Raw genomic sequence first — 12,445 nt, 5'->3', positions numbered from 1 at the left:
TTATTCCGCGCTGAGTCCGTATTTTCGCATCAGGCGATAGAGCACGTAGCGGCTCGACAGCCCGAGCGCCTGCGCGGCGCGCGTGATGTTCCCCCCATGCTCCTCCAGGCTCGCCCGCACACGATCGGCGGACGGATCCGGGATCTCGGGGGGCGGCTCTGCCGCGCCTGCCGGCGAGTCCGACGCCTCGATCGCCGCCGGCGGTGGAGCAGCGACGGAAGGTGAGCTCTCCGACCACTCGATCTCGCTGCCCTGGCTCGTCGACATCGCGCGCCACAGGAGGGCATCGAGCTCCCGGAGGTTCGTCGTGTACCGGCGCCGCATCAGGTGATCGATCAGGGTCGCGCCGACCGCGGGCTCCGGATCCCCGTCGCCCCTCGCCGTCAGGAAGCGCCGTACCGCGTCGGGGCTCTTCGCGGCCGCGCGCCGGAGCAGGTGCCGCGCCAGGAAGGGGATATCGTCGCGCCGCTCGTCGAGCCCCGGGACCTCGAGGCGCAGCACGAGGCGGGCGCCGACGTCGTGCTTCAACGCCGCCGGGTCGCGGTTGGTCGCGCCGATCAGGCGGAAATGGGAGCGCTTCGCGACCGCCGCGCCGAGACAGTGATATTCGCCGCCCTCGTCGAGGACGCGGAGCAGGTTCGCCTGAAGGCCCTCTGGGAGCTCGCCTATCTCGTCGAGGAACAGCGTGCCTCCGTTCGCCGCGCCGATGAGGCCCGGCCGCTCCGGCATCCCGGGGTTCGGATACCCCTTCACGTTCCCGAAGAGCTCCGCGTCGATGAGGCTCGCCGGGATCGTCGCCGCGTTGCGGGCGATGAAAGGCCCCCTCGCTCTGGCCGACAGCGCGTGCACCGCGCGCGCGGCGAGCTCCTTGCCGGAGCCGCTCCCGCCGAGCAGCAGCGTGTGCTCGTCGGCCGTCGCCATCCACGCGATGCGATCGCGGAGGCGCCAGACAGCGGGGCACTCGCCCACGATCCCGTGGCTGTCCGGCGCGCCGAACACGGGCGCATCGGCGAGCTTCGCGCTGGTGAGCGGGGCGAGCTTCCGGGGGCGGCGCGTGCAAAAGAGCAGGAGCTGGCCCTTGAGCAGGAGCGTGTCCCCGGGCTCCAGGACACACCGATCCACGCGCTCGCCGCGGACCTCCATCGCGCATCGTCCGATCCGCTCGATCCGCAGCCGGCTCCCCTCCGGACGAACGCGGAGCTGCTCCCTCGACAGGCCGGGGCCGGCGAGATCGGCAGTGCGCTCGACGCAGCCGGGCCGCTGGCGATAAAAGACCGTTCGTTCGACGCCGGAGCCGTCCCGAGGCCCGCCGCGGCCGAGGATCTGCGCTCCCCCTTCGGACTCGAAGAACGCCAGCTCGCCTATCCGGTGCGGCTCGGAGGCGGCCCAGGCGATCATCAGCGCTGTTGTTTCACCCTGGGATCGCTCGGTCGAGGCCGTCTGCGAGCTGCCGAGGTCGAGGGTGGAGGCTGAAGCGGCCATGCAACGTGGCTCCGTGCGCCGGTCCGCTCGCCAAGGTAACCCGACGGGAGGGAAAGTACATCCCCCCGAGCTCGCCCGTGTGTCCGGCGCCGAGCGCAGCTGCTAGTCTGCCAGGCCCGCAGGGACGCTCATGAAGGCCGGCCACCACGAGGCGACCCAGGACGCGCGCGGTCCTCAGGAGGACACGCTCGCCGCGGACGGCAGCGGCGTCGTCCGGACAGGCTCGCCCGGGCGGACGGAGGCCTCGATCCAGGCGGGCCTCCCCGGTCGCTACGAGGACCTCGGTCCGATCGCGGGCGGCTCGTTCGGCGAGGTGCGGCGCGCGCGCGACACCGTGCTGGATCGCGTCGTCGCGATGAAGCTCTTGCGCGCCGAGCACGCGGGTGAGCCTCACCTGCGCCGCCGCTTCCTCGTCGAGGCGCAGATCACAGCGCAGCTCCAGCACCCTGGGATCGTCGCTCTCTATGATCGCGGCGAGCTCCCGGACGGGCGGCTGTGGTTCACGATGAAAGAGGTGCGCGGCCGCACGCTGCAAGACCTCATCACCGAGCTCCACGCGAGCGCGAGCCCCGCGGGCTTTCGCGCCGCGCCCTCGGGCTGGACGTTCCGGCGCGTGGTCGACGCGTTCGCGCGCATCGCTCAGGCGATGGCCTACGCGCACAGCCGCGGCGTCGTGCACCGCGATCTCAAGCCGGATAACCTCATGGCCGGCGAGTTCGGCGAGGTGCTGGTGATGGACTGGGGCCTCGCGCGGCGGGTGGGCTTCGCGGACGCGGCCGAAGGCGGGATCAGCGGCCCGCCGGACGACGCGGGCTCGGCCGGGCTGACGCGTCATGGAGATATCGTCGGCACGCCCGCGTACATGCCGCCGGAGCAGGCCCGCGGGGACACTCGATTGCACGGCCCCGCCAGCGATGTCTATTCGCTCGGCGCTGTCCTTTATTGCCTGCTCGCCGGGCGGCCCCCTTATCGGGGCGACCACGCCAGGGAGGTGCTGTCAGCGCTCCTCGCGGGCCCGCCCGTGCCCGTGAGCGACGCCGCCGCCGGCGGGCCTGCCGTGCCGGCCGAGCTCGCTGCGATCGTGGAGCGCGCGATGCGCCCCGAGATCGAGCGACGCTACGAGAGCGCGGAGGCGATGGCCCGCGACGTCGTGGCGTGGCTGGACGGCGTGCGGCGGCGGGAGCAGGCGCTCGCGGCGCTGGAGCACGCGCGGGCGTTCGAGCCGGAGATCGCGGCGCTGCGCGCGCAGGCGGCGGCGGCGGAGGCGCGGGCGCGGGCGGTCCAGAGCGAGCTCAGGCCGTTCGATCCGGTCGAGAAGAAGCGCCCCGCGTGGGAGCTGGAGGACGAGGCTCGGCGAGCGGGCAGAGCCGCGGCGCTGCTCGAGACGCGGTGGTTGGAGGCGGTGCAAGGCGCGTTGAGCCTGGATCCCGACCTCTCCGAGGCGCGCGCGATGCTCGCGGATCACCACCGGGCGCGCCTGATCGAGGCGGAGCTCTCGCATCGAGACGAGGACGCGGCGCGCGCCGAGGAGATGTTGCGCGTCCACGATCGGGGCCGGAACGCCGCGTTCTTGCGGGGGGACGGGGCGGTGACGGTGGTGACGGACCCGCCGGGCGCGGAGGTGATGGTCGAGCGGTTTGTGCTGGAGGACCGGCGGCTCGTGCCGGTGCGCGAGGGGGTGCTCGGGCCGACTCCGCTTCTGGAGGTGCCGTTGAAGCGGGGGAGTTATCTGCTGCGGCTCCGCGCGGCGGGGCGGGCGGAGGTCCGATATCCGGTGCTGATCGGGCGGGACGAGCACTGGGACGGCAGGGCTCCGGGGGAGGAGAGGCCGTATCCGATCATCCTGCCGCGGGAGGGGGAGCTCGGGGCGGACGACGTGTACGTGCCGGCGGGGTGGTGCTGGATCGGCGGGGATGCGGTCACCCCCGACAGCTTGCCGCGCCGCCGGGTCTGGGTCGACGCGCTCGTGATGCGCCGGTTCCCGGTGACCACGGGCGAATACATCGCCTTTCTGAACGATCTGGTCGCGACCGGACGCGAGGCGGAGGCGCTCGCCGCCTGCCCCAGGGCGCAGCTCGGCCTCGCGGAGGGAGGTGATGAGCTGGCATTGCTCCGGGACGAGCGGGGTCTCTTCGGGCTGCCTCCGGATCGCGAGGGGTTGTCCTGGCGGCTGGACTGGCCGGTGGTCCTCGTGGACTGGAATGCGTCGGCGGCCTACGCGCGCTGGCTGTGCGAGCGGACCGGCTTGCCGTGGCGGCTGCCCAACGAGCTCGAGCGTGAGAAGGCCGCGCGCGGCGTCGATGGTCGCTTCTTGCCGTGGGGCAATCACGTCGATCCGACGTTCGCGTGTGTCGTCGACGCGACCGCGGGAGAACCGGCGCGTGAAGGCGTGAACGGCCACCCGTTCGACGAGAGCCCGTACGGGGTGCGAGGCCTCGCCGGGAACACGCGGGACTGGTGCAACAACGTGTGGAAACACGAGGGGCCCGCCGTCGAAGGAGACCGGCTCCGGCCGGACGCTGCGGCGCCGGACGAGCCGGATTTCATGGTCATCAAGGGCGGCGCGTGGGCCAGCACGATGATGTACAGCCGCGCCGCTGCTCGCTTCGGCGGCCGTCCCCATGTCCGCCGGCCCGTGGTGGGGCTGCGGGTGGTGCGGCGCGCGCCTTTCGCGTGACGAGGCGGGGAGGAGATCTCAGGGTCCAGATACAGACGTGGACCAGACCGACAACGACGAATCTTGGAAATGCATGGGCAGCGTGTCACCGACCACCTTGAACACCATGTTGCTATCGGTCGGCGGCTTGGCCCACGAGATCCTTCCGGACCACGTACCATTGAGCTTTGTCACATCGATCCTGAAGCCGCACACCCAGCCCCCTTGGCTGCGGAAGACGTGAAAAGTGGCAGTTCGAACAGAGGGCAGCGACCAGGCCGGATACACGGCGCATCTGAAGCTCACGTCGCTCATCGGGAAGGAAGGCCCATTGGCCCAGAGCTTCTCCGTCCTGGTCACCTCGATCCCCCCGGTGTACGCCGTTGAATCGAGCCTGGCGCCCGTGATGTTCCAGTGCTCGGCGTTTGGAGTCCAGTTGTCCTGGACAGAGGTATTCGTGACGAGGACCTTCGCCAGCACGGCCTTCGTTATCTTGTCCTTCATCACATATTCGACGTAGCTGTTGGCGAGCTTGACCGAAGGGTCGAGCTGTCCGCCCGTCCGCGCCGCGTCGGGTCGCGCGCTCGTCGCTGCGCCGTCAGGCGGCCCATGGTGAAACACCGGCAGGCTCCCCAGCTCGTCCACGAGGATCGGGTGCTGCCGGAACGACAGCGCCTGGAGCAGCATCCTCGACCGGAAGAGGAGCTCGGTGTGCGACATCGTGCTTCGCCTGAACTGGCCGTCTTCTTTGATCTTCCACTGCTCCAGCGCCACGGTGATCGCCCACGTGAACGCGCCGTGCCAGTGCCCGCCGAGCATGGCCTGGTACGACGGCTCGTCGCGGCTCGACGCGCAGAACACCCGGCTCCCGATCTCCTTGTTCGCCCGAGGCGCGTTCGCCGAGGCCGACCCCGCCTGCGTGAGGGTGGCCGCCCGCTCGGCCTTGCCGGTCGGGTCGCTCGCGGCCGCGAAGCAACAGTCGAGGATGACGGTGAGGTTATCGGTAGAGCGCTTGCCGAAAGCGGCGCCGTCGTCTTCGTCGAAGATCCCGCGCAGGTCCGTGAAAGGTACGGCGTTCTCGAGGCCGGGGCCGGTGTCGGTCGGGCAGAGGGCGAGGTCGCCCTCCACCTGCGCGCCGTGCCCGGAATACGTCATGATCCCCGGCAACGTCATCCACGCCTCGTCGACCTGAAAGTCGCCCCACGACAGCTTCAACCGGATGATGAGCCCCCTGGCCAGCCAGCGGGCGCCCTCCTTCAGCTCCGACGAGGTGGCCTCCCGCAGGACCACGCTCAGCGCGTCCGGCTCTTGCCGCACGCTCTCCAGCCATCGCGCGACGGCGTCCGCGACCTCGTCCGCTGTCTCGCCCCGGATCTCGGCGCGCGCTGTCGCCTCCTCGTTCGCCAGCCACCGCCTGACACGGGCTTTGACCTGATCCTCGGTCTCACCGGGCGAGAGCTCGGGGACCAGCTCCAGCTCGGCCCGGACGATCTCGTCTTCTGTGAGCGCCGGGCTCGTGAGCACCCGGATGTGCGTGAAGCCTAGCCGGCGACACACCTTCCAGTAGGCGAGCACGTCGTTGCGCCCCGCCAGCAGGTCCTTGCCGCCCGTCGCGTCGTGCGCCTTGTAGTCCTCGACGCCGACCAGCAGGGCGCCGCCGCGGAGCCTCGACACAACCTCCCTGGCGGCGGCGAGCGCGGGCTTCACGGCGTCCGGAAGACCCGGGTGAACTGCGGTGTCCTTCTCGATCATGGGGTTCTCCATGGGGGTTGGATGCGCTGCGTGGTCCGCGGGCGAGGAGCGCTCCCGCGCCCCGGGCAGCGCGACCATCGTGCAGCGACGCGCCGGCTTTCGCGCTCGTCATCCGCCATCGCCCATCGTCCGTCGCAGGGCAATCCCCATGCCGCCCGTTGCTCCTCGTGCTGTCGCCTTGTCCTCTTCCGGGTTCCGGGCGCCCGACCTCATGGGCCGGCGCGCGAGGATCGACCGTGCGCACAGCTGTGGCGCACGCTGTGCGGCCACCGTGGCGCACGCTGTGCGGACGGCTATGGCGCACGGCGGGGTCGTCGAGGCGCGCGCGCCGCGCGCGACAGCAGCGCTCGCGGCGGCCGCGAAGAGCAGCCGAGAACCAGCGCTCCGCCCCCGTGAGCGCGCTGGCACGGCTGCTGCAATCGACCTAAGCGACGCAATCAACGCAAGTGACACTCACCGCGGCTCGCCGCCTCTCACGGCAAATCGACACGAAGCGAACGTGAGCCGGCAAGTCGGGTTCAATCATCAACCACGAGGAGATCACCATGGGACAGGGCGCCAACATGACGGTCAACAACTTCTCTCCCTACGACATCCAGGTGGCGGTGGTGCGGAAGCACTGCATCTACCCGCAGAGCCCCAACGGCTACGGCGCGCCGGGCATCGACGCCTTCAACGTCCGGCTCCCGCACGGCGAGAGCCACGGCGGGTACATCGAGGACAAGAACACGTCGACCGGCGGCGACCTGTGCGCCACCGACACGGGGTACTTCGAGCTGAGCTTCACGGTCATGCGAGGCGACGTGCCGGATCCGCGGTACACGCTGTCCACCACGACGATCGCGATCCCGCACGATCATTTCCAGCAGGGCGACGGGCACAAGGACGGGGCGGTCAAGGTCGATCTGATCTTCTTGCCCGGCAAACAGGACTCGATCACGATCGGCCTCAAGGACAACGTCTGACGCTCCGCCCGGGGGGCCGGGCGGCACGAGCGAGGAGGGCGAGGACCGGAGAGCGCGACAGCGCCCCGGTCCCTCGTCCTCCGCCCCCGTTCGAAGCCAGCGCGGAGGACGTTCCATGAGATACGCCGATACGGAAGCATGCCAGTCTGGAGGGCACTGCCGCATCTGCCGCGATCCGGAGATGGGGCGCAAATTCCGCCTGCTCGTCCTGCAAGACTTCGAGGTGCCGGGGGGCACCGCCGATTTCGAGTGCCCGCACGGCATTCCGTGGGACACGGACGTCGAGGTGAGCCGGTTCGCGCGGGCGATCGAGCGCGGTCGGGCCGCGGCGCACGGAGCCCTGTCGGCGTTGAGGACGTCGCTGGGGGTGGGCCTGTTGCCGCGCCAAGCGGTCGAGGCGAGACTGGCGGTGTGCCGCGCGTGCCCCGGCGGCCTCGCGGTCATGCGCGGGGACGACGTCTACACGTGCGGCAAGCTGCTCGAGGTCCACAGGGAGCAGGGGCGCTCGACGTGCGGGTGTGTCCTTCGATTGAAGGCCGCTGACGCCGACGAGGACTGTCCCAATGGATGGTGGCCACGAGGTGGGTAGGCCAGCGATCAGGCCTGCCAGATCGCCAGGAGCCACACCGCGACCCCCGCCGCGCACACAGCGAGCCCCGGCGCCGCCCGCGGCCACACCCACTGCCCCGTCACCGTGACCGCGCGCCGCACCACCCAGACGGCGCCCGCGACCCACGCCGCGAACGCCCCGACGAGCGCGACGACCCGGGCGCTGCGAGCGGTGGCCCAGGCGCCTGGAGACGTGTAGAATTTCCTTGTGAGCACCGAGGCCACGCTCCGCGAGATTGCAGCCAGGTACGTGTGGTGGCAGCCCCCTGAGGTCACCCTCGCTCGCCGGCATCACTTCCTCTGCCAGGTGATGGCCCTCGGAACGGAGGAAGACGTGACGACCCTGCGGCGCGCGATGGGCGATCCAGCGTTGCTGGACGCGCTGGAGCACGCACCTCCGGGCGTGATGGATCCGAAGTCCTGGAACTTCTGGCATCTCTTCTTTGGCCGGCGCCCGCCGCCCCTGCCCGAGCGACCGCTGCCGTGACACACCTTCTACCGCGGCTCGACATCCTTCCTCCCGCCCAGCGAGCCCTCTGGCGGCGGGAGCGTGAAGGTGTCGCTCTTCGGCGAGATACAGTTCGGGCGCGTGGGGGAGCCGGCGCTGACGGAAGACGGTATCATCCGAGTGGCGTCCATCCTGGACCTGGCGGGGACCAAGGTGAAGGCGCTGCTCCAGCGCGTCGAGTCCAAGGACTATCTCGACATCGCGGCGCTCATCAGCGCGGGAGTGGCGATCGACCGGGTCCTGGGGTCGGCGCGCTCGCTCTTCGGACCCGCGTTCAACCCGCTCATTGCACGGAAGACGCTCGCCTATTTCGAGGGCGGGGATCTTGCGAGCTTGCCGGAAGCCGTGAAAGGGCTGCTCATACAGCATGCGACACGCGACGTCGAAGTCTTGCCGCTGCCCAAGCTGTCTGAGCGGCTTGATTGAGTGTGCTTGTTCCGCAGCCGAGCGACCACGCCGCAGCCACCTCGAACAACGCACGGAAGAAGGACGTGAGCTGGGCGAGGGGCGGTGCATGAGCGCCCGCGCGCCTCACACCTGCCCGCCGCCAGCGCGCCTCACGCCTGCCAGATCGCCAGGAGCCACACCGCGACCCCCGCCGCGCACACAGCGAGCCCCGGCACTGCCCGCGGCCACACCCACTGCCCCGTCACCGTGACCGCGCGCCGCACCACCCAGACGGCGCCCGCGACCCACGCCGCGAACGCCCCGACGAGCGCGACGACCCAGCCGACCCGCGGCGCCTCGTCGCGCGCGAGCGCCGCGAGGTGCTGCCGCTCGACCGCCGCGGCAGGCTCGGTCCGGGTGCCCGGCGGGCGCGGCGCGGCCGCCGACAGGCGGGCGATGGCCGCGTTGGCCAGATCGAGGTCCTCCGCGTGCGGCGTCGTGAGCCACCGCGTCTCCAGGGCGGCCGTGCGCACCGCGCGCCACGCGAAGAGCGCCGTGTCGGCCTGACCGAGGCCCTCCGCGGCCGTCGCGAGCGCGATCAGCCGCTCGTACGCGACGCGGACGTGCGGCGCCCCGGGGGCGTACCAGCCCGCCGCGCGCCGCGCGTGGAGCGCCGCCGCGTGCGCGTCGCCGGCGCGCAGGGCGTCCGTGCTCTCCGCGATCTCCCGCTCGCCCGCGGCCACCACCCGCAGCGACGCCGCGCCGACGAGGAAGCCGGCGATCGCGAGGCCGCGCAGCGCGCCGAGCACGACAGAGAGCCTCACAGAAAGTCGCGTCTCTTGAAGACGAACGCCGCCACCAGAAGGAGAATGAGCGCCCACCCGGCGCACGTGATCGCCGCCCAGCCCAGGTACACGAGGAGGTTCGCGTCCGCGACCTCACCCGCGAGCAACGGGCGCGGCGGCACGTAGATCTGAAGGTTCGGGACGACCTTGGAGAAGGCGTGCGCCGCGGCGCTGATCTGGGGGCCGAAGTACTTCACCGGCAGCCGGGCGAGCGAGTCGGCGTTGCGCCCGATGAGGAAGACGCCCAGCGTGAGCAGCGACGACAGGAACGGCGTCGAGAACGACGAGAACAGCGTCGCCACAGCGGCGACGATGCCGACCTCGAGGAACGCGAGCGCGCTGCCCGCGAGCACGACGCGCCGCTCCGTCGGCGCGCCGCCCGAGAAGAGCACGCCGAGCACGAGGAAGACCGCCGCCCAGGGGATGAACCCGTACGTGCGCGCCAGCGGCGAGCGCCACGCCACGACCCCGAGCGCCGCGAGCGAGGCGGCCCCGGCGCCCGCCACGAGGGCCAGCGAGCGGCCGGCCAGCACGGCGCTGATCTGCAGCACGAGCCCGGCGTCGGCCAGGATGAACACCGCGAGCGTGAGCAACGTGCCGAGGTACTTGCCGACGAGGTGCTCGCCGCGGCGCACCGGGCGGGCCAGGATCGGGAAGATCGTCTTCTGCTCGAGCTCTCGGTACAGCGACGTCGCGCCGATGATGACCGCGACCGCGATGCTGAAGACCGAGATCGACGCGACGCCGAGGTCGCTGACGACCCGCGCCCCGTTGCGGAGCGTGTAGGCGCCGACGATGATCGAGTAGAACGCGACCGCGAAGGCGACGCCCGCGAGGCCGATGAGGATGCGCGCCCGAAGCGATTCCCGGTAGGTGTTGAGGGCGATCGCAGAGATGCGGCCGAACATCGGGGCGACGTTAGCAAGGGACGGGGGGAGCTTGAAAGGGCCCCGGGTCAGGAGCCGCGGTCAGGGGCCGGCGTCGTCCCCGGGGTCGACGACCCACACGTCCAGGAACCACAGGCCTTGCGCGAGCGCGTGGCCGTCGATCTGGAGGTAATAGACGCCAGGATCGAGCACGAGATCGAGGAAGCTCCGCTGCGGATCCGTACCGATCGTGCAGGAAAGCGGCATTTCGACCCCGGGACAGCCCGGGCCGCGGCGGACCGAGAGCAGCGTCTCGTAGCTCGATCCGGCCATGTCGAGCACGACCCGCCTGCGCCCGGTGAGCGTGAGCCGGAGGAGCTGGTCCCGGGCGCCCCCCTCCTCCGTGCCGGCGCGGTCGCAGCCGGCATTGAAGTCCGCGGCGGCGTTGGCCGTGTTGCCCTGGAAGAAGCCGCCGCTCTCCGGGATCTCCAGCGCCCCCGCGCACGCGTCGGAGAACGGCACCAGCGTCGGCGGCACCGCCGGCCGGACGAACGCCGTCACGCTCACGGGCTGGCCGAGCTGCGCCTCGGCCACGACGCGGTACGACCCCGGCGCGACGTTGCGCCGCGCGCTCCGGAGCGGCGTGACCTCGCCCACGCCGCACGCGAGCCGATCGCCTTCGCCGCCGCACGCCGGCGCGGACAGGGCGATCGCGCCGGAGTCGCCGGCCGACAGCTCCTCGACGAGCAGCACGTCGGACGCGATCGGCAGATCGAGCGCGTACACAGCGTCGACGGCCGCCGGGCCGCAGCCGAGATCGACGTCGTCCTGGTGGCCGAGCAGCGACACGGAGACCGTCCGGTTCGGCGCGAGCTCGGCCGCTTCTTCGCACCGCTCGTCCGGCGGCGGCTCGGTCGGCGGCGAGAGCTCCAGCGTGACGAGCGCCGAGGTCGGCGCCGTCGCGGAGACCGCGACGGCGTACACCCCCGCAGGCAGCGCGCGCCGGAAGAGGTGCGGCGCCGCCGCCGTCTGGCAGGCGAGCTCGTCCTCCGGCAGCGCGCACGCGGCGCTCCGCAGCGAGAGCGAGGGGTCGCCGTCGCCGTCGGTCGAGATCGCGTAGAGGTCGACGTCCTGGGGCTCGGCGAGCTCGAACGTGTACACGAGCTCCCCGAGCCCGGTCTCGCACGCGCTCCCGAGATCCCGGGCGGCGTCGAGGATCGTCGCCAGCGCCGGCGCGCCCGGCGAGAGGGGCGCCGCCGTGCCGCACGTCTCGTTCTCCGGCGCCGGCGTCGGCGGCAGGAACGCCACGTCGACGACGACCGGCGCGCCCACCTTCGTCGTCACGTAGAGCGGCAGCACCGTGGCCCGCTCGGGATCGCCGAGGCCGCGGGCCCGGAGCTTCGCGAGCTTGCCGCCGTCCGCCGTCTCGTGGGGCCCCCCGCACGCGATCTCGGTCGCGGCGTCGCCGCACTGGCCGGCGAGCGTCACGGCGACGTCCGTGGCCTCCGTCTCCTCGTCGGGGGCCTCCGTCCGCGCGGTCACCTCGACGTCGACAGGCGGCCCCGGCGGCAAGATCACCGCGGCCACGACGTCGTGCGTGCTCGCAGGGCGGGGCAGGCCGCACGAGCTCGCGTAGTGGAAGCCCGCGCCCGCCGTCGTCATCGCGTACGAGCCCGGCGCGGAGATCTCCAGCGCGTCCAGGCACGTGTCGTGCTCCGGAGACACGCAGCCGGCCTCGTCGGCGCGCCCGTCGCAGTCGTCGTCCCGATCGTTGCCGCAGACCTCGGGCTGCGCCGACGACACCGTGGGATCGGCGTCGTCGCAGTCGCCCCCGCCGCAGTGCTCGTCGGGATCGCCGTCGAGATCGGCGTCGCGCGGCGCGCTCTTGCACGCCTTGGTCGCCTCGTCGCAGGCGTCGATCGTGCAGGTGCTCTGATCGTCGCACGCGATCGGCGCGCCGGGCACGCAGCCGAGCCGCGGGTTGCAGCGCTCGACGCCGTCGCAGTAGACGTCGTTCTGGCAGGCGCTGTCGTCCGGCGTGAAACGGCACCGCCCGAGGGCGGTGTCGCACGCATCGAAGGTGCAGGGAAATCCGTCCTCGCACTGATCGTCGTCGACGCACGGGCCGCCCAGCGTCGGGTCCGCTGGAGCCTGCTCGCCGCCGGCGCCGCCTTCACCTCCCTCGCCGCCCGCTCCACCGGCGGCCGAGGGGAAGGGGCTCGGGGCGCTCGAGGCGCAGGCGGCGCCAGAGAGCGCCGCCGCAGCGAGCGCTCCCCAGAGGAGAGCGAGACGCGTCAAGGAGGAAGGCGTCAAGAAGGAGGAAGTGCGAGTCCGCATCGAACGAGGTGAGCGGCAATGAGCGTAGCAGGGCACCG

General features: G+C 71.8%; 11 protein-coding genes. 5 read left to right on the top strand and 6 right to left on the bottom strand.

The window, feature by feature from the left end; all coding sequences use genetic code 11:
- The gene (locus POL72_RS39575; RefSeq protein WP_272102042.1) at positions 1-1,482 is read right to left on the bottom strand and encodes a sigma 54-interacting transcriptional regulator; all 1,482 of its coding nucleotides are present in this window, start codon (positions 1,480-1,482) and stop codon (positions 1-3) included.
- Between the two features lie 130 nt (positions 1,483-1,612).
- Between POL72_RS39575 and POL72_RS39570 the strand changes: the two genes are divergently transcribed.
- Positions 1,613-4,159, top strand: a complete 2,547-nt coding sequence (locus tag POL72_RS39570; protein ID WP_272102041.1) for a bifunctional serine/threonine-protein kinase/formylglycine-generating enzyme family protein — start codon at positions 1,613-1,615, stop codon at positions 4,157-4,159.
- A gap of 18 nt (positions 4,160-4,177) precedes the next feature.
- Here POL72_RS39570 and POL72_RS39565 read toward each other — a convergent pair whose 3' ends face one another.
- Complete coding sequence (locus POL72_RS39565; RefSeq protein WP_272102040.1) at positions 4,178-5,890, bottom strand: caspase family protein; 1,713 nt, start codon at positions 5,888-5,890, stop codon at positions 4,178-4,180.
- Positions 5,891-6,435: 545 nt separating this feature from the next.
- Between POL72_RS39565 and POL72_RS39560 the strand changes: the two genes are divergently transcribed.
- Positions 6,436-6,855: a hypothetical protein gene (locus POL72_RS39560; protein ID WP_272102039.1), complete on the top strand. Its 420-nt coding sequence runs from the start codon at positions 6,436-6,438 to the stop codon at positions 6,853-6,855.
- Positions 6,856-6,970: 115 nt separating this feature from the next.
- Positions 6,971-7,444, top strand: coding sequence for a hypothetical protein (locus tag POL72_RS39555; protein ID WP_272102038.1), 474 nt, complete (start codon positions 6,971-6,973; stop codon positions 7,442-7,444).
- Positions 7,445-7,452: 8 nt separating this feature from the next.
- Here the strand turns inward: POL72_RS39555 and POL72_RS39550 are convergent, their stop codons facing one another.
- Positions 7,453-7,680 (bottom strand): hypothetical protein, encoded by a 228-nt coding sequence (locus POL72_RS39550; RefSeq protein ID WP_272102037.1) that lies wholly within the window; start codon positions 7,678-7,680, stop codon positions 7,453-7,455.
- On the opposite strand from POL72_RS39550, the gene POL72_RS39545 reads away from it, so the two are divergent.
- Both POL72_RS39545 and POL72_RS39540 read left to right on the top strand, forming a co-directional pair.
- Complete coding sequence (locus POL72_RS39545; protein WP_272102036.1) at positions 7,673-7,951, top strand: hypothetical protein; 279 nt, start codon at positions 7,673-7,675, stop codon at positions 7,949-7,951. The two genes, POL72_RS39550 and POL72_RS39545, sit on opposite strands and share 8 nt — an antisense overlap.
- A gap of 63 nt (positions 7,952-8,014) precedes the next feature.
- Entirely contained in the window at positions 8,015-8,398 is a 384-nt protein-coding gene (locus POL72_RS39540) for a nucleotidyl transferase AbiEii/AbiGii toxin family protein (RefSeq protein WP_272102035.1), read from the top strand.
- Between the two features lie 131 nt (positions 8,399-8,529).
- Here POL72_RS39540 and POL72_RS39535 read toward each other — a convergent pair whose 3' ends face one another.
- The 3 genes from POL72_RS39535 to POL72_RS39525 are packed head-to-tail and all read right to left on the bottom strand — an operon-like array spanning position 8,530 to position 12,368.
- Positions 8,530-9,183 carry a hypothetical protein gene (locus POL72_RS39535; protein WP_272102034.1) on the bottom strand — a complete coding sequence of 218 codons (654 nt, stop codon included), beginning with the start codon at positions 9,181-9,183 and terminating at the stop codon, positions 8,530-8,532.
- Positions 9,180-10,112 (bottom strand): ABC transporter permease, encoded by a 933-nt coding sequence (locus POL72_RS39530; protein ID WP_272102033.1) that lies wholly within the window; start codon positions 10,110-10,112, stop codon positions 9,180-9,182. Before POL72_RS39530 ends, POL72_RS39535 begins: the two co-directional genes overlap by 4 nt.
- Before the next feature lie 60 nt (positions 10,113-10,172).
- Positions 10,173-12,368, bottom strand: a complete 2,196-nt coding sequence (locus POL72_RS39525) for a putative metal-binding motif-containing protein (RefSeq protein WP_272102032.1) — start codon at positions 12,366-12,368, stop codon at positions 10,173-10,175.
- Between the last annotated feature and the right edge of the window lie 77 nt (positions 12,369-12,445).

The sequence above is a fragment of the Sorangium aterium genome, assembly GCF_028368935.1.
Lineage (GTDB): Bacteria > Myxococcota_A > Polyangia > Polyangiales > Polyangiaceae > Sorangium > Sorangium atrum.
This window is presented reverse-complemented; position numbering and strand designations above follow the sequence as displayed.